Here is a 23,640-nt window from a genome sequence, read left to right on the forward strand (position 1 = left end):
GCTCTATTGACTGCGTAGGGTCGTCGGGCCATTGAGCGGTAAGTGAGTTCCGCCATTGCAGCGGCGCAGCGGTGCTGCGGTAGAGGGTGGGGCGGGAGGCCGTGCAACAGCAGCGCAGCGGTGGGGCAGCGCAACAGCGCAACAGCGCGACAGCAGTGCAGCAGTGGGGTAGCGCAACAGCGCAATAGCGGTGCAGCGGTGGGGCGGCGTAATAGCCCAACAGCAGCGCAGCGGCGGGACAGCGCAATAGTGCAAGAGTGCCGCAGCAGTGCAGCAACGCAACAGTGCAGTGGAGGCGCGCGCGGCGCATGAGGAAAATGTTTGGCATAAGCGGCGCCTCACCGGCCAGCATGCGCGGTGTGCCATGGCATAATTCGCGACAGTTTCTAATCGTGTCGCCGAGCGCATCTTGAGTCGTTTCCATCGGAAGATCGGCAGTTGGTTGGGATTGTTTGCGATCCTGATGGCCACGCTCGCGCCGACGATCTCGCATTCGCTCGCTGCGCGCGACGGCAGCGACACCGGCATGGAAAGCGACTATTGCTCGATGCCGGAGATGGCTTCGATGCCGTCCATGGACTCCATGCCGTCGATGCCCCCGATGCCAGATCAGGCATCGGATGACCCGGGCAGCAAACCCACTCAGCACTCGGCCATGCCCGGCGGCGACGCCTGCGGCTATTGCAGCCTGCTCGCTCACATGCCCGTGATGCCAGGCGTCGAGGCCTTGTTTTCCGTCACCGTCCGCGCGACGCAGCACACCGTCGCCACGCGCTTTGAGAGCGTTCGCCGCGTCGAAGCGCTTACCTTAGCGCAACCTCGCGCCCCTCCGTTCACGTCCTGATCAAGTCGCAACGGCGCGATGCGCGAGCGCATCGCGATGCCGCCGCGCGTCCGTCCCTGGACGCGCGCGCCTGCATTGTCACGACCCATGAACAGGATGAACCATGCAAACCCAAGCAACGTGCAGCGCGATACCGCTGCGCGCGAGGTCGCTCGTCGCGACTGCCGCCAGCGTATTGCTCTTCGCTCCTTCACTTGCCGGTGCCCACGCGATTGCGGGTGATCGCGTCTTTCCGTCGACGATGGCCGTCGACGACCCCGGCGTCGGCGACGAAGCCAACTTCGAGTACGGCCATCAGCGTGTGCCGGGCGACAACGGCGACCAAAGCATCAATACCTTCGACTTCGAATACGACAAGCTGATCACGCCGCGGCTTGCGGTGTCCGTCGACGGCACGTATGCGATGCAGAACAATCCGAAGGCGCGCGGCTTCGACAATTTCGGCGTTGGTTTTAAGTATTTGCTGTACGTCAACGATGAACACGAGTTTATGACTTCCGTCGGTGTGGACGCGGAACTCGGCGGCACGGGAAGCCGTGCGATCGCGGACAACTTTTCGACGGTCTCGCCGACGATTTATGCCGGCAAGGGGATGGGCGATCTTCCTGACTCGCTCGCCTATCTGAGGCCGATCGCGATCACGGGCGAGGCCGGTCCGGCGCTGACGACAGGAGCGGGGCAGCCGAACGCCTTCAACTATGGCTTCACGGTGCAGTACAGCTTGCCGTATTTGCAGCAGCACGTGCACGACATTGGCTTGCCACAGCCGTTGGCGAACGTTATTCCTCTGGTGGAGATTCCGCTGTCGAGAAGCCAGGGGCAGACAACCGGCACGGTCAATCCGGGTTTCATCTGGATCAATCGCTATGGCCAGTTCGGCGTTGAAGCGCAAATCCCGATCAACCACGCCAGCGGATCGCATGTGGGCATTCTGGTGCAGGCTCACATCTTCTTCGACGATGTCGCGCCGACCACGATCGGCAAACCTCTCTTCCAGTAACGCAGCAACATAGTAGGAGTAAGCGATGAAAACCGATCGACATGACTGGCTGCGGGCGGCAGCGAAGGTGCCGTTGATGATTGCCGGGTTCGTGTTTGCGAGTGCCGCATTCGCTCATGTTTTTCCGGCGAAGCAGGAGCCGGGTGCGGGCGCGACGGTGGCGTCGCCTGCTCAGGTCCGCGTGATGTTTGATGGACCGCTTGAGCCGTCGTTCAGTTCGTTGACTGTTACCGATGCGAGCGGCAAGCAGGTTAACACGGAGAAATCCGCGGTCGATGCGCGTCAGGCGGCACTGATCGTGGTGCCGTTGCCGCCGCTTGTGGCGGGGCGTTATACCGTGCATTGGGTGGCCGTGGCTTCTGATGGGCATCGGACGCATGGGGATTATGGGTTTCAAGTGAAGTAAGGGAAGTGCCTGCGGCGGTGGGTTTGGTTGTTTGTCTACGGTGGTGGCCTTTCCCTGTTTTGTTTGCCTGCGTGGCGCCTGTTTGTCTGTGCTTTTATGGCGTGGGCCTTTCCTTGAATTGATATTGGTCTATTAGCGTTGCCCCTGTGCGGGGCGGCACCTACTTCTCTTTGCCGGCTGCAAAGAGAAGTAGGCAAGAGAAAGCAGCTCAAACCGCAAATTCTTAAGCGGGTCCCCCGCACAGCTACGGTAGTGGTGCATCTGGAATCCGTGTTCTCGCACATTCAGCCCTGGTGACCAGGCAGTCATACTTCCCGCCTCGCACTGCGTGCTCGCCGGAAGGGTTCATCATGTCAACCCATGGATTCGGTTGGTGTGGGTGGGGCCGTCGGCGTCGACTCGGCGAAGCGTGGGATGCGCGACACCACGGAGCTCTGGAAGTGCCACTGCACCAGCTAAAGCATGAGCGCAAAAACGCAACGGACGGTTTTGAGAAGTACCCTTCGGCGCGCGTAGCGCCGCCGGAAGTATGACTGCCTTGTCACCGGCGTCGAATGCGCGAGGACACAGATTCCAGATGCACCACTACCGGGACTGTGCGGGGGACCCGCTTAAGAATTTGCGGTTTGAGCTGCTTTCTCTTGCCTACTTCTCTTTGCAGCCGGCAAAGAGAAGTAGGTGCCGCCCCGCACAGGGGCAACGCTAATAGACCAATATCAATTCAAGGAAAGGCCAACACCATAAAAGCACAGACAAACAAGCGCCACGCAGGCAAACAAATCAAATAAACCCCAACGCCGTAGGCAACCAGACCTCCAACCCAAACCCCACCAGGCAGCCCCTGCTACGATGCTGCCTTCGTCAAGCAGAACGGTAACCCCGAGTGAAGCGCCTGATCCCCAAATTCCTACAGACCCTTGAAAAAGGGCTAACCCTCGCGAACCAGCCCATCGCCCGGGCCCTCTGGCACCTACGCCATCCCACGTTGCGTGGCGTGGCAAAGGCCTGCGCCGCCATCCCGGCGCTCCTGCTCCTGTATGTGCTGATCCTGATCCCATTCACGCCGAGCATCGGCGACATCCGTAAGGCGAAAATCGAGCAGCCGGCGCAGATTCTCTCGGCGGACGGCAAACTGCTCGCCGAATTCAAGCCCTCGAACCGCGAGTGGGTGAAACTCAAGGACATCTCGCCGAACGTGGTGAACGCGCTGATCGCCACAGAAGACCATCGCTTCTATCAGCATTTCGGGCTGGATTGGCGCCGCACGGCATCAGCCGCGCTGCACACGTTTTCCGGCGACCGCCAGGGCGGTTCGACCATCACCCAGCAACTCGCCCGCAATCTCTATCCGGACGAGATCGGCCGCGCGCCCACGCTGACCCGCAAGATCAAGGAGGCGATCACGGCCTTCAAGATCGAGGCGCTCTACACCAAGGACGAGATCCTCGAGACCTACCTCAACACAGTGCCGTTCCTCTACAACGCCTACGGCATCGAGATGGCGGCGCGAACCTATTTCGACAAATCGGCCGGAGACCTGAACGTGCTGGAAAGCGCGACGCTCACCGGCATGCTCAAGGGCAATAGCTACTACAACCCGGTGCTCAATCCGGAACGCGCCCTGCAACGGCGCAACACGGTGCTGGCGCAAATGGTCAAGTACGGCAAGCTCACGCCCGCGGCCTATGCGACACTCGTGCGCCGCCCCTTGCGCATCGATTTCGAGCGGCAGACCGAGCCGCCCGGACCCGCGCCGCACTTCGCGCAGCAATTGCGCAAGTGGCTCGCGGCGTGGGCCGATCGCAACGACTACAACCTCTATTCCGACGGACTGGTGGTGCGCACCACCATCGATTCGCGCTTGCAGACCATGGCCACTCAGGCCGTGACCCTGCAGGGCAACCAGTTGCAGGGCATTGCCAATTCGGCGTGGGGTACGCGCGCGGGTTGTGCGAACGGTCGGGACCTGCTGCAGACTTTCCTGCGCGAAACGCCCGACTATCGCGCCGCGAAAGACGCCGGCCTGACGGACGACGACGCCATGAAACGCGTCTCGTCCGACCGCGACCTGGTGCAGTCGGTATGCGAATCCAAAACCCGTGTGCAGGCGGACTTTCTCGCCATGGATCCGCGCAATGGCCAGATCAAGGCATGGGTCGGCAGCCGCGACTTCAGCGAAGACCCGTTCGACCACGTGCAGCAGGCACGGCGTCAACCGGGCTCGACCTTCAAGCCGTTCGTCTATGCCGCGGCCTTCGAAGACGGTGCGAAACCCAGCGACACGTTTATCGACAAGCCCGTCGAGATTCCGCTCGCCGGTGGCGAAGTCTGGCGTCCGAACGACGAGGATGCGCCGAGCGAGCGCGCCATCAGCCTGCGCGACGGTCTCGCTTATTCGCGCAACCGGATCACCGCCCAGTTGATGGAAACGGTCGGTCCGAACAAGGTCGCGAAACTGGCGCGCGCCATGGGCGTGCGCGACAGTGAGCTCGACCCGGTGCCGTCGCTCGCGCTCGGCACGAGCCCGGTGACGCTGAAGGAAATGGTCTCGGCCTACGGCACGATCGCCAACCTCGGCGCTTACGTGGAGCCGGTGATGGTCACGCGGATCGAAGACCGCAACGGCGAGGTGCTGGCCGAATTCGCGCCGGCGCCGCCGAAACAGGAGTTGCCGGCCGACGCCGCCCGCACGCTCGTCGATGTGATGCGCGACGTGGTGAGCCGCGGCACGGGTTCGAGCATTCGCAGCCGCTTCGGCGTGCGCGGCGACGTCGCCGGCAAGACGGGCACGACGCAGGGCAATGCGGACGGCTGGTTCATTCTGATCCAACCGCAGCTCGTGGCAGGCGCGTGGGTCGGCTTCAACGACAGCCGGGTGACCTTGCGCAGCGACTATTGGGGCCAGGGGGCGCACAGCGCGTTGCCGATCGTCGGCGACTTTTTCCAGCGCGCGCAAAGATCGAAGCTGGTCGACAGCCGCGTCAGGTTCGCGACCGAGCAGCAGCCGGGCTGGTTTGCTGACCGGACAGGCAGGTTGCGCGAGTGGTTCCAGCATCTGTTCGGCGCATCGCCGGCGAAGACCGAGGCGCCGGTTGTCGCGCGCAATACGACGCGGCGTGCGCCTGCTGCGCCTGCTGTGTCTGTACCGGCATCGGCGGCCGCTGCATCGGCGTACGCTGCATCGGGGGCCGCCGCGGCTGTTGAACCGAAGCCGTTGCCGCAGCCGCCGCTTCTTCAAGCGCCGTCGACGCCTGTGTCGGCGAGCGGGGCAGTAGACGGTGCGGCGCATGGCAGCGGCGAACCGGCCCTGGCGCCCACGCCCACACCAGACGACGTGATGCCACCGGACGCCGGCGGCACGGCAAACTCCTTCCCGAGCGCGCCGGCGAGCGCGAGCGCGTCGCCCTGAGGTTCAAACGTACGGCGCCGCCCAGACGGCTCTAAGACCCCGCCACCTTCGCCCGACCTGCCGCCCCCGCATCTGGCAGACTGCACGACGCCTCGAGCGACGTATCGTGATGCAGCAGAAGCACGGCCGCCACCCCGACGAGTCCCGCTCCCGACAAACAGAGCAGCCCGGCGCCGAAGCTGCCGGTGCTGTCCTTGATCCAGCCCATCGCGTAGGGTCCGAAGAATCCCGCAAGATTACCGAGGGAATTGATGGCGGCGATGCCGCCCGCGGCCGCCGCGCCCGACAGGAACGACGCCGGCAAGGTCCAGATCACCGGCAGGCAGCCGAAGATGCCGAAGCCGGCAATCGACAGCGCAATCATCTTCTCCACGGGATTGTCGAGCCCGGCCGCCGCCGCAATACCGCCGGCCGCGACCAGCAGCGCGATCGCCACGTGCCATTTGCGTTCGAGCTTGCGGTCCGAATGGCGCCCCCAAAAAACCATGCTGAATACGCCGACGATATAAGGCAACGACGTCACGAAACCGGTCTGCAGATTGCTGAGGCCGAAAGCCTTGACGATCTGCGGCAGAAAGAAACTCAGCCCGTAGTTGGTTGCGTTCGCACCGAAATAGATGAGCGCGACGGCAAGCACCCGTGGATTGAACAGCGCTTCCTTCACGCTGAACGTATGCACGGCCTCGCGATGCTCGCGTTCCTGAGCCTGGCGGGCGACCAGCCAGTCGCGTTCGTCATCGGCAAGCCAGCTGGCGTCGGCCGGCTTGTCGGTCAGATAGAACAGCACGGCGATCGAGAGCAGCAAGGCAGGCAGCGCCTCGATCAGATAGACCCACTGCCAGCCGGCCAGGCCGCCGCGTCCGTCCATCGACAGCAGGGCGCCTGATACCGGACCCCCTATCACCGTTGAAAGCGGAATGGCCGCCATGAAATAGCCGACTACGCGGCCGCGATACGCGGCGGGAAACCACAGCGTCAGCAGGAAAATAATGCCGGGGAAGAATCCCGCTTCGGCCACGCCCAGCAGGACGCGCAAGCCGTAAAACACGTGCGCGGGCGAGAACCCGGTGAAGCGGGCAATGTCCGGGATGTACGCCATCGCGCCAGCGAGAATCCCCCACGTGAACATGATCCGGGCGATCCAGCGCCGCGCGCCGAATTTCTCGAGCAGCAGATTGGAGGGGACTTCGAAAAAAAAGTACGCGATAAAGAAAATCCCCGCGCCAAAGCCGAATGCACTCGCGGAAAGGCCGAGCGCCTTGTTCATCTGCAGTGCAGCAAAGCCGACATTGACCCGGTCAAGATAGGCAATGAAATAGCACAGGATCAGGAACGGCACGAGCCGAACCGTCACGCGCGTCATGGTGCGTGCTTCGATCTCCATCGATGTCTCCTCCGGCTCAGCGTCCGGGTAGTTGATTGGTGTAGTTACAGACTAGTCGGTGAAGCGCGATTCCGAAAGTGTTTTGCTACGCGGCGCCTGCCATGCTCACGTATTGGGATCACGTCCACGGAATATGGACGCGGTCGAGATTCCGGTCCAGCTGATAAGCCGCGCCGATCGATGAAAAAGCGCCGCCCCGCGACGGCTCGAGCAGGCCGGCAAAAATGGTCGGCGAGTCGATGCGTGGGAGCACATGAAGTCGATTGAACCGCGCAGCGACGCCAGCGCCGTGGTTTTCATATTGCCGATCATGCAGCGCGCGTCGGTCGGAAGCGCCGGTCTCGGTGGAATGGGTCGCTGATCGGGCATATCTGTACATCTCCGCCAAGAGCCTCGATGCGCCCCGGCGGCTGACGGTGCATCGAGTGGGATGCTGGCGGAGCGGAGAAGGATGCGAACCCGCGTGCGTGTGCGTGTGCGTGTGCGTGCGCCGCGGTCGTATGCGGCACGCCCATCGTGGTCTCGTTTGAAAGGAATGAAAGCTTCTCGTGTCCGCCAATTGGACGGAATGGAGATAGCAACGACCCTGCCGCGGTTCGCCCTAGAACCGATGCGTCATCCCCACCGTCGCAAGAATCTGCTTCGTGCCTGGCGCGCTCACCGTCACGCCCGGCCAGCTCACCGTGGCGGTGCCGTTGTTCTTCATATAGCCGGCCCGCATGTACAGGCTCGTGCGTTGGGATATCGAATGGTCGACGCCCACTTCGATGCCCGGCGTATTGTCATGCGCGCCGCGCACATTGCGCTGGACGCCGGCAATCGCGATTACGTCGGCCGGCGTGGCCTGGATCGTCGCACCCAACTCCGCGATACTTAGCGAATGGCCGGTGCCCAGATGCGCTGCCAGCGATCCCGCCGCCGGGTCCTTCGCGCGGTTGTAGGAATAGTTGAACTGCAAGTTCACGATGCCGATCCGGTAAGCGAGCGCGCCGATGAAGTGTTCGGTGCCGAGCAGGCTCAGCGAAGCGGGCAGGCCGGCGATGGTTTCCTGTCCCGGATGCTGGTTCACATACGCAAGGCCCGCGTAAAAACCGTAGCCCGAGTAAGTGGCCGCGACGTTCAGCATGTTCCCCGTCGTGGCCGGCACGGGCTGGCTCACCGTGGCGGCGAACGCATACATGCCGTAAAACTGCAGGCCCTTCAGATTCGGCGATGCATACATGACCGAATTGCTGGCGCGGCCGGAATCGTATTGCGTCGACAGCGTGTTCCGGTCGACCGCGAGGACGTTGGCCGAAAACGGCGACAACACTTCGTTCGCGCGAAACGGATCGGACGGATAGATGACCCGGAAGCTCGGCTCGTACTGACGCCCCATGGTCACTGAACCGTAGCGGGCGTCGCTCAGGCCGACCCATGCCTGACGATAGAAGAGCGCCGAGGTGTCGGCGAACAAGCCGCCGTTGTTCACGTTAAAGCCCGTTTCGACGTCGAACTGCGCCTTCAGTCCGCCGCCCAGGTCTTCGGTACCCTTCAGGCCGAACAGGGAGCCGGTCGAGCCACCGCTCTTTTCGGAATAGGAATGGACGCCGCCGTTGTCCAGATACTGGATGTTCGCGTCAACGACGCCGTACAAGGTGACGCTCGAATCGGCGGCCGCCGCGCCACCGGCGGCCAGAATCAGCGTGGCTCCGCAAACGCCATGATTGATAAAACGCATGCATGTCTCCTCTTTTTATATCCGCCTGTCGCAGACTTTGATTGCACAGCCTTGCTGCGGGGCGAGCGCGGTACGGGTTCACCGACCCGGCCGGTCGCCAGAAAATGGAATGGCCGTGCTAATTTCAAGTCAACTGGCGGGATAAAGCCAGTGCATTGTTTTTATGAGAAGAATGCAGATATTGCATGTCGGAAAAACTCGCTAAACCCGGCCAACGCAGGCGACGTCGTAGATTTCATCCGAGACGGCGCGGGTTGGCGAGACGCCCATCTCTGGCACCGCCTGATGGCAATTGTTCAGGCGGATGCAACAGTGTTTTCGGATGAAGAGGCTGATCTGGCGCGCCTGATTGCGGATAATTTCGAGATTCATAAAACGGTCAAAAACCGCAGGCGAATCATGTTGAACACTGTCTCAGATCACTTGCCCGGGCAGGAGCGGGCATGCTTGGCGATAAAGCGTCGAAGCGCACTGTCCAACCAGGCGCGCAACCCGACGCGCACCCGCGCGCGCGCGTGGGTCGCGGTGCTGACCGCGTGCGCCAGCCTCATCGGATGTGCATCGACCACCGATGTTGCCGCCACCGGCAAACCCGGCACCTACACGGTAGCCGCGAGCGCGACGGGCGGCCGGATGGCCTGGGCGCGCGCGCATGAACACGCAATCAGCGAGGCGCGGGACTATTGCGAGCGTCGCGGCATGCAGAGCAGTGTCACGACTGAAACGGTGAGCGGCGTGCAGATGATGACGGAGCACGCGGCGTCAGTGAATTTCGAGTGTCATCCAAAGTTCTAGGGCTCAGGCTCGATGGCCTGGTGCACAGCCAGGTCCATGCGGGCAAGCGCGCGGACCCTCATGCATCTCACGTCATGCGCTCACGGTTTGTCGAACGTGACGAGATTTTTATCGTTCGTGTCCGCCACGAAAATGGCCAGTAATTTGGCGGGTTCCGTATCGCTCGCGTTTTCGCTGACCGTGTGATGCGCGCCGGGCTTCTCGGTCCAGGATTCGCCCGCATGAAAGACGCGCTCCTCGCCATGACCAACCCGGCTGCGGATCGCGCCCGAGAGCACATAGCCGACCACAAAAGCCTGTCCATGCCGATGCGGTCGCGACTTGCCGCCAGGCGCATAGTCGACGACGAGCGCTGTCATCGTTTTGCCCGGCACGTTGGCGATTGCCGCGCTGAACGCGGGCGTAATCGTCTCCGGCGTAGCGGCCGTACCGGCGGCAAATACGGTTTGGGCGCTTCCCGCGATGGAAAGACCGGCGAGCGCTAGCGTCGCGATTAGTCTACGAATTTTCATGCGATTACTCCTGGTTCAATGCCATGGCATCGTCGTTCATTTCGAACACCGCGGCCGGCTTCACCTGGTTGGCCCAGTTCGCCGCCATCGCGTCGAGCTCGGCGCGCGCGCGTTCGAGCGCATCGAGCCGCGCCGCCTGGTCTGAAAACTGCAACGGCTGAGCGTCGACGAAAGACGGATCCGCCACACCAAGAAATCCGAAAGCGGCCTTCAGCGCGGGCGTCAGCGCATCCATCGACGCGTAGGGCGTGCCGGCGCGTACGTCCGCGCCGCGAGTCGTGATGAAAAGCACCTTTTGCCGGGCAAGCTGGCCTTCTATGTGGCCGTCTTCCGCATTCACGTAGGTCAGCCCCGTGCGCGTGATGCTGTCGATGAAAGCCTTGAACGCGGAGGGCATCGACCAGTTGTACATGGGCATCGCAAAGAGCAATGCGTCGGCGTCCAGCAGGCGCTTGCACAGCGCATCCGATGCCGCCAACGTGGCCTTCATGGCAGGCGTGCGCTCATGTGGCGGCGTATAGGTCGCAATGGCGAATGCCTCATTCACGTGCGGCGGCGTGTCGACCGTGACGTCGAGGTAATCGACCTCGATATCCACGCCTTCGTCACGCAGGCGCTCCAGAAAATACCGGCTCAACGCGCGCGAGTTGGATTGCTCGCGTTTGGCACTCGTATCGACGTGCATGATTTTCATGACTTCTTTCCTTCAAGAGTTCAGGCGGAAATGGCTCGCGCGGGCACGGCGGCGGCGCCCTCAAGCCGGCACTTTGCGAAACGCGATCGAAAAGCGGTTCCACGCGTTGATGGCAGAGATCAGGAGCGTCAGGTCGACCAGTTCCTCGTCGCTGAAATGCGGGCGGACGGCTTGCCACACGGCGTCGGGTACGTGTTCTTGCGACACCAGCGTGAGCGCTTCGGTCCATTCGAGCGCGGCGCGTTCACGGTCGGTGAAGAAGGGCGTTTCACGCCACACCACGACGGTGGCCAGACGCCGCTCGGATTCGCCGCCTTTGCGGGCGTCGGTGGTGTGCATGTCGACGCAGAAAGCACAGCCGTTGATCTGGGAGGCGCGCAGACGGACCAGTTCAGCCAGCGATTTCTCGATGGCCGATTTGCCGATGCGTTCTTCGACGCCGACTAGCGCTTTGATGGCGGCGGGGCTGGCTTTGTAGAAGTCGAGACGTTGTTCCATGATTTACTCCGTGACAGTTTGGGGCCCACTCAACAGTGATGGGGTAAGTGCAGATTAGCTGTTCAACTGGTTCAGTTAAATGACCGATTTCTTGTAATTTTGGGTGGCCACTTTGGGGCGGCGGGTTTACCCGGCGCAGAGCGCTGTTACCGGCATTGCGACAACGGGCAGATTCACCTATCTGCACGAATAGCGTTCCGTGGCTGATGGCGAGCATCGTGCTAGTGGCCGTGACCGCGCGATCGCCGGCCCTTAGCTTCGTGGGCAGCTGCGCGAGACTGCGCGGCCGCTCGCCGAATAGCCCTCGATCATTAGCCTACGAGAAACACCGAGATGGCAGTTTTGTCATTTAAAACATGGCGTGCCAAGCGCTCTCGGTGTTTTCTCTAGTAGATATCATTAGGTCCCTAAGAATAAATTGTAGGTGTCTGCTCGAGCCTCGCCATCGGCGAGCGCGGCCAGGTGTCCAACCAGAAAGGGGCATGCGTGGAATTGACAACCGATGTGGCAGCGGGTGCCGTCCGACGTAACCGGATTTCCGGCAAATGGTTCATCATCGGCAGCGCGGTTGTCGTCGTTTCGTTGCTCGCTCTGATTCCGCTGACCTTTCTCTTCTGGCAGAGCTTTTTCACGCCGCAGATCGCGGATTCGCCGGCCGTCGCCACCATCGGCAACTATGTCACGGCATTCGGCACCTGGGAAACGCTGCGCACGCTGGTGACGTCGCTGCGCTTTGCGTTCGGCGCGGCACTGGTCTCGTTCGTGATCGGCACCGTGCTGGCATGGATCATCGAGCGCACGAATACGCCTTTTCGCAAGCTGTTTTATGCGATCACGATCGTACCGCTGATCATTCCCAGCATCCTCTTCACCATTTCGTGGATCTTTCTCGCGAGCCCAAAGATTGGTGTGCTGAATGTCGCGCTCACGGCGCTATTCGGCATCACGAAACCTGTGTTCAACATCTACAGCATCGGCGGCATGATCTGGGTCGACGGGTTGCATTACTCGACCATGGCGTTCCTGCTGATGTCAGCCGCCTTTCGCGGCATGGACCCCTCGCTCGAGGAATCGTCGCTGATGTGCGGCGCGGGCCTCGGCCGAACGATGTGGCGCATCACCTTGCGGCTTGCGTTGCCAGCCGTCGCGTCGACGCTGCTGATCCTGTTCGTGCGAGCGCTCGAATCGTTCGAGGTGCCGGCGTTGATCGGTCTGCCGGTCAAGCTCCAGGTGTTCACTTCGTCGATCTATGAAGCGATCGAACAGTATCCGAGCCAGATCGGTCTCGCCTCGGCCTATTCGATGCTGCTCGTCGTGATTACGTCGGCATGCCTGTATTTGCAGGCGCGTGTGACCGGCCGCAACGACCGTTTTGCGACGATGACCGGCAAGGGTTTCCGGCCGCGCGTCGTCGATATTGGCCGCTGGCGTTTCGTCACGGTGGGTATTTTTCTCGTGTACTTCCTGCTGCTCGTCGCGTTGCCGTTCGTCGTGCTGCTATGGTCGTCGCTGCAAAAGTACTATCGTTCGCCGTCGCTCGACGCGCTGCATCATCTTTCGTTCGACGCGTACCGTTACATCCTTCATCTATCCGTGCTGCGCAGTGCGGTCGTGAACAGCCTGGTGCTGTCGGTTGGCTGTGCGACGGCGGTCATGTTGCTCAGTGCGGTGGTCAGCTGGATCGTCATCAAGACGAAACTGCCGGGCCGTGCCTTGCTCAATCATCTGGCTTCTCTGCCGCTCGTGTTTCCGGGGCTCGTACTCGGTCTGTCGTTCATGATCGTGTCGTTGAAAGTCGACATCGGCATCTATGGCACGCTGTGGATCCTGCTGCTCGCCTACATCACGCGCTTCATGCCGTATGGCATGCGCTATACGTCGACCTCGATGACGCAGATTCACAAGGAACTGGAAGAGTCCGCCGCAATGAGTTGCGCGACGTGGACCACGACGTTCTACCGCATCGTCTTGCCGCTGCTCAAACCCGGCCTGCTGGCGGGCTGGATCTACGTGATGATCGTATCGATTCGCGAGTTGTCGAGTTCGGTGCTGTTGTATAGCCCCGGCTCGGAGACGGTTTCGATCGTGATCTGGGAGCTGTGGCAGAACGGGCAATACGTGGAGCTCTCCGCGTTGAGCGTGATGCTCGTGATCGCGTTGCTGGCGCTCGTTTCGCTCGCACAGTATGTGGGCGGGAAATTCGGCGTGAAGGCCAATCACCGCTAGACCGCTTTACTTTTTGTCCGACGCAGGAACGAATTTTCCGGAGAAAGACGTGCTGAGTGTACAAGCCCTGAACACCGAATATGTAGACGGCAACAACGTGCGGGTACGCGCGGCGCGTGACGTGTCGTTCGATGTGCCAGCCGGTAAGCTCTTTACGCTGCTGGGCCCGAGCGGCTGCGGCAAGACCACGACGTTGCGCTCGATCGCGGGGCTCGAAAAGCCTGTGGGCGGCGCGATTCTGGTGAATGGCGTGACGATGTATTCGTCGACCAGCGATACCTTCGTGCCGCCGAACCGGCGGCAGTTCGGCATGGTGTTCCAGTCGTACGCGATCTGGCCGCACATGACGGTGTTTCGCAACGCCAGTTTTCCGCTGGAAGTCGGCGCGAAAAAGTACTCGAAGCGCGAGATCGAAGAGAAGGTGATGCGTGTGCTGACGGCAGTCGGCCTCGATCATGTCGCCGATCGGGACGCGACGCGGATGTCGGGCGGTCAGCAGCAGCGGCTCGCGCTGGCGCGCGCGCTCGTGATGGAGCCCAAGCTACTGCTGCTCGATGAACCGCTGTCGAATCTCGATGCCAAGCTGCGCGACAAGATGCGCTTTGAACTCAAGCGGATGCAGCGCGAACTGCGCATCACGACGATCTACGTGACGCACGATCAGGAGGAGGCGCTGGCGCTGTCGCATGAAATCGCGGTCATGAAGGAAGGCCAGATCGTGCAGAAGGCGGCGCCGCGCGAGATTTACGATTTGCCGAACAGCCGCTTCGTCGCGGACTTTGTCGGCTCGACGAATTTCATCGACGGCACCGTCCGGCATTGCGAAGACGATAGCGGCAACATCGTCATCGATTCCGCGATTGGCACGGTGGCGGTGGCGAATGCGGTCGAATGCCGTGACGGTGAAGAGGTGGTGATTTCGCTGCGTCCAGAAAATGTGCTGGTGCACGAGACGCGTGAAGCCGCGCAAGGACAGCGCAACGTTTTCGAGGGGACGGTCCACGCCAAGGTGTTTCTCGGCGAGACGCTGGACTTCCAGATCAGCATCAATGGGCAGATCGTGCTCGCGCGCGTGCATCCTTCGCACAAGACACCGGTCGGTCAGCCGATCTGGTTTTCGGTCGATCCGGCAAGCTGCATTGCGCTGCGCAGCGAACGCGCCTGATTGCGATGGATCCTGCTTTTGATCCTGACGTAGTGAATTAAAACGCTCGCAGTGTCCGCGAATCCAGCGGGCATCTGCGAGCGTTTTACGCTCTACGCTTCAAGCCGATTCAAACCACTTCAAGCCGAGGCGTGCAGGAAAATCTGATTGAAGGTTTTCGTCCACGCCATCTTTTCTTTCAGCGGCATCGCCGGATCCACTAGCGTTATCTTCGTGCCCTGCAACGGCGACGCCACTGTTCTGTTGGTCGGCACATAGTCGAGCGACGCAAGAACACGCTGCGCGTCGACCGAGAGCAGATAGTCGTACATCAGCAAGGCTGCCGCGGGATGCGGCGCGTGATTCGTCACGGCGATGCCATTCGCGCGCGCGGCCGCGGGTTCCATCAGAAACCAGTCGATCGGCGCGCCTTTGCGTTTCGCCTGCGCGGGCATGTAGTTGTACACCTCGAGGCCGAGCGGCACTTCGCCCGCCGCGACGAGATTGGTCAGCAACGAATTGCCGACCCGGGCCGATACGCCATTCCGGTCGACCAGTGTTTTGAAAAATTCGACGCCGTTCTCGCCCCCCATCTGCGTTGCAATCGTCGCAAACCAGTCGGCGCTCTTGGCTTCAATGCCGAGCTTGCCTTTCCAGTGAGGTGCAAGCAGATCGTCGAATGTCTTCGGCAGATCGCTGCGCCGAATCAGGCTCGTGTTGTACGCCTGCACCCAAACCGACAGCATCGTCGCGGCCCATTGGCGATGAGCGGGAATCGTCTCCGGCATCAGCTGCTCGAGCACCGGCGACGCAACCGGCTGCAACAACTTCTCGCGGCGCAAGGCGTCGAGAAACGAAGAGCCCGTATGCACGGCGTCGACGATATAGCGCCGGCCTTGTGCCTCGGCGACACAGCGTTGCACGACCTGTTCATCGCCGGCGCGCCACACGTTGACCTTGATGCCGTAGCGGCTTTCGAACGGATCGATCAGCGGGGCAATATCCGACTGCGCGATCGAGGTATAAAACGTCAGTTCGCCTTCGTCTTTCGCCGCGCGCAGGATGCGGTCGGCGCGGTCCGCGCCGGTGTACTGGGTGAGCGCCATGTTCGGCGAGATTTTCTCGGCGGCCAGCGCCGGATTCATTGAACTGGCGAGAGGCCAAAGCGCGCACAGCTTGATCAGCGAGCGTCGGGTAGTCATGTTGCCTCCATGTGTTTTTATAGTAGACGGTAGAGCAGGGTTCTTCTATGACGCGACGTTGAAATTGCTGCGCCACACGGCATCGAGTCTGCTGAACGCATCTGTGTCGAACGGCGGCGCGCCGGATACACCGCACAGTTCTTCCAGCTGATTGCACGCGGAAAAACCACCGAGCACGGTCGTGACGCCAGGATGGGAGAGGACGAATCGATAGGCCGCCTGCGCGAGCGTCAAGCCCGCTTCCTGTGCGAGGAAACGCAATTGCGCCGCTTTGTGCTGCGCGTCGAATGTCGCTGGCGAACTCAGGTCGATCCCGCGCGCAAGCGGATGGCGCTGCGCCCCCGACACGCTTTCGTCGGTCAGGAAACCGCCTGCCAGTGCGCTAAAAATAGCTGTCCCGGTGCCGCGCTGCGCTGCCGCGCCGATCACGTCGCCACCGTCCCGGTCCACTATCAAGCCAGGCGGACACGGCATCCCCGCAGTCGGATTGAGCAGCGTATAAGACACGTTGATCATGCTAAACAGGCCAGTATCCAGCAGCGTTTGAACTTCCGTGGCGTCGTTGCCGCGGCAGATGAAGCCGATATGGCGCGCCTTGCCGTCGCGCAGAATACGCTGCAAGCCGTCGAGCGCGCCGTTAGGGCGCAGGAAATCGTCGAGGCTCAGCGTCTTGTAGCCGCGTCCTTCGAGTGCGGTCGGGCCGGCGCGCGGCCCATTGTGAATCTGCAGAATGTCGAGGCATTCGATGCCGAGGCGCCGCAGGCTCGCCTCGGTCGAGCGCACTACGTGCCCCGCAATATCGTCGAGATCGTTCACGCGGACCTCGACCTTCGAATTGATCAGTGGCCGCGCGCCTAGTGTCTTGAGCGCGGCGCCCAGATTTTCTTCAGCAGCGCCGTCACCGTAGTCCGGCGCGTTGTCGAAATAGTTGATGCCGAGTTCGAGCGCACGTTCGACGATCGCCCGCTGCTCGCTGAAGCTGCCACGCACCATCAAGCCCGCGTTGCCGCCGCAGCCGAAGCCGATCTCCGAGACGTCGAGACCGGTCATGCCTATCGTTCTGTAGTGCATCGTTCGTTCCTCGTCCGCCATGGACGGCGCGCAGCACGCGCGATTACGTCATCGCACGCGCCGCGCGTGGGGAAAATGAAACCCGCTTGCCACCCGCTTGCCGTCAGCCTCAAGCAGCGTGAAGCAAAGCAGCCTGAATCAGCCGGCGTTCGCGTCGGCGCCTTCGCGGGCTTCGCTTCTTGCCGTTTCGAACTCCTCAATCCGTCGATGCAGGTCCTTCACGAGTTCGAGCGCGGGGCCATAGCGATCGGCGTCGTCGTTGAAGAAACCGCGGTGATACATCTTGCGGAAATTGTGTTTGAGGAGCGGTTGACTATAGTCGGGTGCACTGCCTGAACCGTAGATAATTTCCGGCGACTTGCGATAGAAGTTGATCGGCTCCAGGCCTTCTTCCACGCGGCGAATCTGCGCGTCGAGCTGACGGCGCAACAGCACGATGGGGATGTCGGTGCGGCCGAGCAATTCGGTGCTGCGATCGGTGATGGGGCCCTGTGCGTCCCACACCAGCGCGTCCTGCGCGAGCACGTAGTCGAGAATCGGCTTGCCGTTCTCATCGAAGCGCGGCGGTTCATACCAGGGCACGGAATCCTGCTTCGGCGCATCGACCCCAGGCGGCGCCGCATAAACCTGATAGCAGATGTGATACGTGTGGGTGTCGTCGACCGGCACGCGAATCTGATACTCGCTGCGCGGCGCGCCGGTCTTGCCGGTCTGCGTGAAGAACGGAAAGATCACGGCCGAGTGTTCGCGCGTGTAGTCGGAGTCGGCACCGAGATCTTTGGCGTAGCGCACGCCCTTGGCGATGCCGGTTTCCGTTTCGCTCGCATACAGTTCCTTGATGCCGATGCCGGTCTTCAGGCGCGTGTGCAGCGTATGTTCGGCATGCGCGGTCGCCTCTTCAAAGCGGCCTTGCTGTTCGAGGACGTACTGGAACATGTGGCCATGCGCCCACGCGCTGTGGGTCGGGTCGCCGGTGTTCTCATGGCACTGCAGCCAGTTGCAATTGATGTGCATGATGCCGATCTGGCGAATCGCATTCGGCCACACGAACAGGTCCCAGCGGGGTAGAGCGGGCGCCGGGGCCGGGCCCATGTAGGCGAACACGAGGCCGCCCAGTTCCTGCACCGGATACGCCTTCAGCTTCTGTTTGATTTCGCCGCGCGGTGTGGCTTCCATCGGCCGCTCGACACACTTTCCGCCTTCGTTGAAGAGCCAGCCGTGATACGGGCAACGCAAGCCGCATTCGTCCGGAATGCCGAACTGCAGATCGACATTGCGATGCAGGCAACGGTCGCCGACGAGGCCGAGCGTGCCGCTCTTGTCCTTGTACAGCACGAGGTCTTCACCCAGCACGCGGACCTTGCGTACCGGGTTGTCGTCGAGCTGGGAATAAGGGGCAATCGGAATCCAGTAGCGGCGCATCAGTTCACCGCCGGGCGTGCCCGGACCCACGCGCGTGAGGCGCTCATTCATTGCTGGGGTCAGCATGTCGTCTCCAGATATTTGGGGGGCGATAGCGGTGCTGGCGTGAAGGTGCCGCACCGTGTCTGCAGGTTCAGAATAGGTTTCACCTGGCGGTCCGTCAAGCGGCACAAATTCTGTTCGACAGAACGCGCGTGGCGGCGTATAAACGCGTCAATGAATGGATCAAACAGCGGATCAAAAAGCGGATCATGGAGGCCCAGGATGGAGACCGAACTCGCCGTACCCAAAACCGAAGACGACGAAGGCCGCACGCGCGTCGAGGCCGTTGAACGGTCGCTGTCGCTGCTGCAATGTTTCAGGCAGCCGGGCGAGGCGCTATCGCTGGCGGTACTGGCGCAGCGCTCGTCGTTATACAAGAGCACGATTCTGCGGCTCACCGCATCGCTCGTGTACATGAAGTTTCTGGAGCGCGATGCGGCCGGTAAATACCGGCTCGGATCGGAATTGCGGCGGCTCGGCGCATTGAGCGCGGCGCCGGTGAGCGTCGAATCGCTGGTGCGTCCGGCATTGCAGAAGCTATCCACGTTCACGCGCGAAACCGCGTCGTTCTACGTGCGCGACGGCGACGAGCGCATTTGCCTGTACCGCGTGAATTCGCAGCGCTCGGCGCGGCACCACCTGGACGAAGGTTCGCGTCATCCGCTCAAGGGCGGGGCGGCCGGCAAAATTCTCTGCGCCTACGACCCACAATTTGCCAACGAGGAAACCTTCGAGGCGATTCGTACACGCGGCTGGGTCGTCTCGAAGGGCGAGCGCGATCCCGACCTTGCGGCGATTGCCGTGGGCCTGACCAACGAGAACCATGAATTGCTGGGCGCATTGACCGTGTCGGGTTTGCTCACGCGCTTCACGCCGGATCAGATCAAATCGTTTCGCAAACTGCTGGTCGACACGGCGAACGAGCTGCGGCCGCGTTTGCCGCCGCTTTCCATCATCAACCAGGAGCACGGCGCATGACGCCCGGCGTGCCACGTTTCTTCGAAGCAATCTGAGGTTTGCAATGGATATGACCGCGACAGAACCCGTCCGCACCGCGGACGCCGGCGCACCAGGCACGATCGAAATGCGCCTGACGTCGATCCGCTACGCGGCGGACGACATCAACCTGTACGAAATGCGCCGGCTCGATAACGCGAGGCTTCCGGCCGCCGGGCCTGGCGCGCACATCGACGTGCATCTGCCGAACGGCATCATGCGGCAGTACTCGCTCGTGACGGCGGACGGCGATCCGCGCGCGTACGTGATCGGTATCAAACGGGACCGCGCCAGCCGGGGCGGTTCCATCTTCATTCACGACAGACTGCGCGTCGGACAGACGCTGACCGTTGGCGGCCCGCGCAACAATTTTCCGCTGCTCGAAAGCGTCGGGCATACGGTGCTGGTGGCGGGCGGCATCGGCATCACGCCGATCTGGGCGATGGCGCAACGCCTGCTGAAACTCGGCCGCTCGTTCGAATTGCACTATGCGTGCCGCGAACGGCGCGAAGCCGCGTTTGTCGAGCAGCTGGTGGCGATGCCGCAAGCGCAACTGCACGTCGATGCGGAAAGCGGTGGACGGCCGCTCGATATCGCGGCAATCGTGGCGCGTGCGCCGCAACGCTCGCACTACTACTGCTGCGGTCCGCTGCCCATGCTGAGTGCGTATGAAGCGGCCACGGCTTCGCTCGACGCAGCACAGGTGCACGCCGAATACTTCATGCCGAAAGCCCAGGCCGCCTGCGAGGGCGGATATGTCGTCGAGTTGCATCGAACCGGGCAGACGTTCGCGATCCCTGAAGGCAAGACGATTCTGCAGGTGTTGCGCGAAGGTGGTGTGGCCGCGCCGTATTCGTGCGAAGAGGGGATTTGCGGCGCGTGCCAGGTGAAGGTGGTGGCGGGTACCCCGGATCATCGCGACAGTGTGTTGTCGGAGCGCGAGAAGCAGGCGGGCGATACGATGCTGATCTGCTGTTCCGGTTCGAAATCCGGGCGGCTCGTGATCGACTTCTGAACGCGTGACATTGAAGTGAAGCATGTCTCGTGAGAGACATGCTTCACACGCTTAGGCTATCGAAATAAATCAGAAAATAGCTCAGCCGGCGGTGGAACTGGATTTTGCGTGTTCCGCCGCGACGCCACCCAGCTCGCGCGTGCCGGGCGCGGTATCGCGAGGACTGCGCTGCTCCGGATAAACATACGGTCCCAACCGGCAGATCGACACGACCGACACCAGCACGAGCCCGACGAACACCCACAGCGCGACGTGATACGAATGCAGCAGGTCGTAGCACAGCCCGGAGGCGAAGATCATGATGCCCGCGCCCCAGCCCCAGCAGGCCCACATGCCGCCACATACGCGGCCGAACAGCCGCAAGTCGAAATAGCGGCTGACGATAAAGGTGATGATGTCCGCTTCCGCGCCGATGCTCACGCCGATCAGCGCCGCCGACAGCATCGCCGTCGCGCCGGTCGCGCCCGCCGCGAACATGATCACGCCACACAGCGTCAAGCCGAACGACATGGCCGCGACATAGGGCGCGTGAACCCGATCCATCAGGTAGCCGGCAAACAGGCGGCCGACCGCCGACGTGAGTCCGGCGATCGACAGCATGATCGCGGCGCTGCGCACGGTTTCGCCGCGATCGGTCATCATCGGTACGAGCTGTGAGAGCAGGGCGAGCAACACGCCCGACATGCAGAAGATCGCGATCCCCAGCAGCCGGAAGGTGCGGTCATGCTTGAAGATGCTCCATAGCGAAGGCAGTTTGTCCGCCGGCTGGCGAGTACGGCGCAGCAGTTTTGCATCGAGATCGGGCGGCATCTTGACGAGGAAATAGAGCGCCGGAATCGAGACGGCCGCCATCAGTGCGGCCACGCCGAGATAGCCGGTGCGCCAGCCGAAATGGCGCAGCAGATAGCCCGCGTATTGCGGCATCAACATCGCGCCGACCGCGGTGCCGCCCACCGCCAGCCCCAGCGCGAGGCCACGCCGATGATCGAAACGCGCGCAGACCACCTTCGCGTAAGGCAGCGCATTACTGCCGGGCGCAAAGAAGCCGACCATCACGAACACGAGACAGAACAACGGCAACGACACAGGTATGACGCCGACCAGTGCGATCGACAAGGCGAACATCGCCAGAAAGAACAACGTGGGCCGTCGCACGCCAAAACGGTCGATCAGTGAACCGAGCACGATCGTGCCGGGCCCCATGGCGAATTCGAAGATCGTGAGGCCCAGCGATACCTGTGCGCGGCTCCAGCCGCTCTGCGCGGCAATGGCCTTGATGAAGGTGCCGAACATGAACGCCGAGATGACGCCCGCGCCGACCGAAAGGCACAAGGCGCCGCCGACGACGGTCCACCATCGATTGATATCCTGCTTCAACTGTCTCTCTCCACATCGTATATCCGCGTCTGCGTCTTGCCGGCAGTTGGGTCGCGGTGCGAGGTTGACGCGCGGCGGCCGGCGTTGTGCCGTTGCCGCGTGCGCGTTTTCAGAATAATGCCGGAATTCAGGACGCGCCGAGCGCGTCGAGCAAGTCTCCCAGATAGTCGCTGCTGCTTGCGAGAACCACCATCGTGCACCAGGGGCGCAACAGATCGGCGGTATGAGAACGGGATGTGGCCGTTGCGTTGCCTGTCTGCGCCGGATGCACAGACGCCGGCCGGAGCACGGCCGACACTGTCACGCCGAGCCTGCGCCAGGTTTGCGCGGCGAGCGCGGCGGCGGTTGCATCGTCGCCTTCGCGCCCGACGATGATCGCGAGGTCCGGCGCGCCCAGCCATGTTGCGATCGCGCCGGACGCCGCGTTCATTTTGCGCGGCCAGTCATGGCGCTGCATGCCGCCGATACCAATACCGAGCAGCGCAGCCAGTTCGCTTGCGCTTGATAACTGCACATTCGAACCATATGCGCGGAGAGCCGCGCGTGTTTCATCGTCATGCTCGCGGAGCGCGACGACCCGCACGAGACGCGGTGTCGAATTCGCCGCACGAATGCGAAAACGCGCTTCGGGTGCTTGCGTCGCCACGGAATCCGCAGACACGGCAGGCTTCGACGAGGCGAAGTGAGGGCGGATTACATCCATGGATCGATCGTCATATGAATGGCGTCCTCGACACCCTCGCCCTGCAACGTGCGCAACGCGAGGTCCGTTTCCGCGAGCCCGAACGTGTGCGTGCTCATGCGCGTGACCTGGTGACGATCGGCGGCGATCAGCTGAAGCGCAAGTTCGACCGACTGATAACTATGCCCACGCATGCCCTTCACCGTCAGGAAGCGCGCGATGATCATGTCGCTGTTGAACTCGGGGATCGGCTTGCGTTTCTGGCCGCCGAGAATCACGGTGCCGCGTTTGCGCGCCAGCTGGATCGCGGTCGTGACGGTGGCGGTGCCGCCCGACGCGCAGTCGATGGTGAGATCGGCCATGGCGCCGCCGGTCAGATCGGCGACCCGCTCGAGCACGTCTTCGGTGTCCACCGTAATGGTGTGATCCGCGCCGAGCTGCTTCGCGAGTGCGAGACGGCGCTGGTCGGTCGGCGTGGACAATCCCGTCACGATGATTTGTGCCGCACCGGCTTCACGGGCCGCGACAACGCACGATAGCCCTTGCTGCCCTGGTCCCTGGATCACGACCGTCTGGCCCGGCCCCGCGCCGCCTTGCAGATAGGCCCATTCGATACCGTTGCCAAGCGGCAGCGCGAGCGCCGCATGTTTGGGCGCGACCTTCGACGGCACGCGGTGAAACACCGTATTCAGTTCAAGGAACTGATATTGGCTGAAGCCGCCCCAGAAACCGGGCTCGGTACGTAAGCCGGTTGCGCCATAACGCATGCCGCCGAGCCGCCAGTCGGTTGCATCGCATAGACGGAATTCGTTAGTCAGGCAGTACTCGCAATGGCCACACGGCAGGTACTCTTCGAGCGCGACGTAGTCGCCTTCTTTCAGCCCCCAGCGTTTGCGCGCGAGTTCACCGGCTTCTTCAATGTGCCCGACGGATTCGTGCCCGAGGATCAGCGGCCCACGGCTTTGCGGCAGTTGCTGATAGTAGGGGCCGTCGCTGCCGCACACACCGGTGATGGCGACGCGCAACAGTCCCGTCGACGCGGTCGTGGCAGGCCGCTCGAAACGGCGGATTTCAGTGCGCCCAGGTTCGACGGCCACGGCCGCGCTGAAGCTCGCCGATGAAGGCGAAAGCGAAGGCGAGGGCGAGGATGAAGGCACAGCGGTTTGCGATTGCAATGGGTTCATACCGTATCGCGCGCGCA

The 23,640-nt window shown here is 62.2% G+C and carries 21 protein-coding genes; 9 read left to right on the forward strand and 12 right to left on the reverse strand.

From position 1 onward, the window contains the following. Positions 1-409: 409 nt before the first annotated feature. From P0D84_RS08970 to P0D84_RS08985, 4 genes are all read left to right on the forward strand, one after another. Positions 410-844, forward strand: coding sequence for a DUF2946 domain-containing protein (locus P0D84_RS08970; RefSeq protein ID WP_408335033.1), 435 nt, complete (start codon positions 410-412; stop codon positions 842-844). Positions 845-947: 103 nt separating this feature from the next. Continuing rightward, positions 948-1,844, forward strand: a complete 897-nt coding sequence (locus tag P0D84_RS08975; RefSeq protein WP_408335036.1) for a hypothetical protein — start codon at positions 948-950, stop codon at positions 1,842-1,844. 25 nt (positions 1,845-1,869) lie between these two features. Beyond that, positions 1,870-2,250, forward strand: coding sequence for a copper resistance CopC family protein (locus P0D84_RS08980; RefSeq protein ID WP_408335039.1), 381 nt, complete (start codon positions 1,870-1,872; stop codon positions 2,248-2,250). An 883-nt stretch (positions 2,251-3,133) separates the two neighbouring features. Further along, the gene (locus P0D84_RS08985) at positions 3,134-5,659 is read left to right on the forward strand and encodes a penicillin-binding protein 1A (protein ID WP_408335042.1); all 2,526 of its coding nucleotides are present in this window, start codon (positions 3,134-3,136) and stop codon (positions 5,657-5,659) included. Between the two features lie 31 nt (positions 5,660-5,690). On the opposite strand, the gene P0D84_RS08990 is transcribed toward P0D84_RS08985, so the two are convergent. The 3 genes from P0D84_RS08990 to P0D84_RS09000 all read right to left on the reverse strand — a co-directional run bounded on the left by P0D84_RS08990 (position 5,691) and on the right by P0D84_RS09000 (position 8,763). Next, complete coding sequence (locus P0D84_RS08990) at positions 5,691-7,043, reverse strand: MFS transporter (RefSeq protein WP_408335045.1); 1,353 nt, start codon at positions 7,041-7,043, stop codon at positions 5,691-5,693. Between the two features lie 118 nt (positions 7,044-7,161). Beyond that, entirely contained in the window at positions 7,162-7,431 is a 270-nt protein-coding gene (locus P0D84_RS08995; RefSeq protein WP_408335048.1) for a hypothetical protein, read from the reverse strand. A 213-nt stretch (positions 7,432-7,644) separates the two neighbouring features. Further along, entirely contained in the window at positions 7,645-8,763 is a 1,119-nt protein-coding gene (locus P0D84_RS09000) for a porin (RefSeq protein WP_408335051.1), read from the reverse strand. A gap of 399 nt (positions 8,764-9,162) precedes the next feature. Here P0D84_RS09000 and P0D84_RS09005 point away from each other — a divergent pair, with 399 nt between their 5' ends. Continuing rightward, positions 9,163-9,558 carry a hypothetical protein gene (locus P0D84_RS09005; protein ID WP_408339736.1) on the forward strand — a complete coding sequence of 132 codons (396 nt, stop codon included), beginning with the start codon at positions 9,163-9,165 and terminating at the stop codon, positions 9,556-9,558. Positions 9,559-9,638: 80 nt separating this feature from the next. Here the strand turns inward: P0D84_RS09005 and P0D84_RS09010 are convergent, their stop codons facing one another. From P0D84_RS09010 to P0D84_RS09020, 3 genes are read right to left on the reverse strand one after another with little or no spacing between them, the layout of a single operon-like run. Further along, positions 9,639-10,070: a cupin domain-containing protein gene (locus P0D84_RS09010; protein ID WP_408335054.1), complete on the reverse strand. Its 432-nt coding sequence runs from the start codon at positions 10,068-10,070 to the stop codon at positions 9,639-9,641. Positions 10,071-10,074: 4 nt separating this feature from the next. After that, positions 10,075-10,764 (reverse strand): FMN-dependent NADH-azoreductase, encoded by a 690-nt coding sequence (locus P0D84_RS09015; RefSeq protein ID WP_408335057.1) that lies wholly within the window; start codon positions 10,762-10,764, stop codon positions 10,075-10,077. Positions 10,765-10,824: 60 nt separating this feature from the next. Continuing rightward, a complete protein-coding gene (locus P0D84_RS09020) occupies positions 10,825-11,262 on the reverse strand; it encodes a carboxymuconolactone decarboxylase family protein (RefSeq protein WP_408335060.1) in 438 nt (145 codons plus the stop codon). A 486-nt stretch (positions 11,263-11,748) separates the two neighbouring features. Between P0D84_RS09020 and P0D84_RS09025 the strand changes: the two genes are divergently transcribed. Continuing rightward, positions 11,749-13,488: an ABC transporter permease gene (locus P0D84_RS09025; protein ID WP_408335063.1), complete on the forward strand. Its 1,740-nt coding sequence runs from the start codon at positions 11,749-11,751 to the stop codon at positions 13,486-13,488. 49 nt (positions 13,489-13,537) lie between these two features. Next, a complete protein-coding gene (locus P0D84_RS09030; RefSeq protein ID WP_408335066.1) occupies positions 13,538-14,653 on the forward strand; it encodes an ABC transporter ATP-binding protein in 1,116 nt (371 codons plus the stop codon). Between the two features lie 119 nt (positions 14,654-14,772). On the opposite strand, the gene P0D84_RS09035 is transcribed toward P0D84_RS09030, so the two are convergent. The 3 genes from P0D84_RS09035 to P0D84_RS09045 all read right to left on the reverse strand — a co-directional run bounded on the left by P0D84_RS09035 (position 14,773) and on the right by P0D84_RS09045 (position 18,393). Beyond that, positions 14,773-15,834 carry an ABC transporter substrate-binding protein gene (locus P0D84_RS09035; protein ID WP_408335069.1) on the reverse strand — a complete coding sequence of 354 codons (1,062 nt, stop codon included), beginning with the start codon at positions 15,832-15,834 and terminating at the stop codon, positions 14,773-14,775. Positions 15,835-15,879: 45 nt separating this feature from the next. After that, positions 15,880-16,905 carry an aldo/keto reductase gene (locus P0D84_RS09040; protein WP_408335072.1) on the reverse strand — a complete coding sequence of 342 codons (1,026 nt, stop codon included), beginning with the start codon at positions 16,903-16,905 and terminating at the stop codon, positions 15,880-15,882. 138 nt (positions 16,906-17,043) lie between these two features. Beyond that, positions 17,044-18,393, reverse strand: a complete 1,350-nt coding sequence (locus P0D84_RS09045; RefSeq protein ID WP_408335075.1) for a Rieske 2Fe-2S domain-containing protein — start codon at positions 18,391-18,393, stop codon at positions 17,044-17,046. 198 nt (positions 18,394-18,591) lie between these two features. Between P0D84_RS09045 and P0D84_RS09050 the strand changes: the two genes are divergently transcribed. Next, a complete protein-coding gene (locus P0D84_RS09050; RefSeq protein ID WP_408335078.1) occupies positions 18,592-19,347 on the forward strand; it encodes an IclR family transcriptional regulator in 756 nt (251 codons plus the stop codon). A gap of 49 nt (positions 19,348-19,396) precedes the next feature. Continuing rightward, entirely contained in the window at positions 19,397-20,380 is a 984-nt protein-coding gene (locus P0D84_RS09055; RefSeq protein ID WP_408335081.1) for a PDR/VanB family oxidoreductase, read from the forward strand. 81 nt (positions 20,381-20,461) lie between these two features. On the opposite strand, the gene P0D84_RS09060 is transcribed toward P0D84_RS09055, so the two are convergent. The 3 genes from P0D84_RS09060 to P0D84_RS09070 form a co-directional block, all read right to left on the reverse strand. Then, entirely contained in the window at positions 20,462-21,757 is a 1,296-nt protein-coding gene (locus tag P0D84_RS09060) for an MFS transporter (RefSeq protein WP_408335084.1), read from the reverse strand. Positions 21,758-21,884: 127 nt separating this feature from the next. Beyond that, the gene (locus tag P0D84_RS09065; RefSeq protein ID WP_408335087.1) at positions 21,885-22,460 is read right to left on the reverse strand and encodes a hypothetical protein; all 576 of its coding nucleotides are present in this window, start codon (positions 22,458-22,460) and stop codon (positions 21,885-21,887) included. Beyond that, positions 22,451-23,623 carry a zinc-dependent alcohol dehydrogenase gene (locus P0D84_RS09070; protein ID WP_408335090.1) on the reverse strand — a complete coding sequence of 391 codons (1,173 nt, stop codon included), beginning with the start codon at positions 23,621-23,623 and terminating at the stop codon, positions 22,451-22,453. Before P0D84_RS09070 ends, P0D84_RS09065 begins: the two co-directional genes overlap by 10 nt. Positions 23,624-23,640: the final 17 nt, after the last annotated feature.

It is taken from the genome of Paraburkholderia sp. RL17-337-BIB-A (assembly GCF_046025895.1).
GTDB classification, from domain to species: Bacteria; Pseudomonadota; Gammaproteobacteria; order Burkholderiales; family Burkholderiaceae; genus Paraburkholderia; species Paraburkholderia fungorum_C.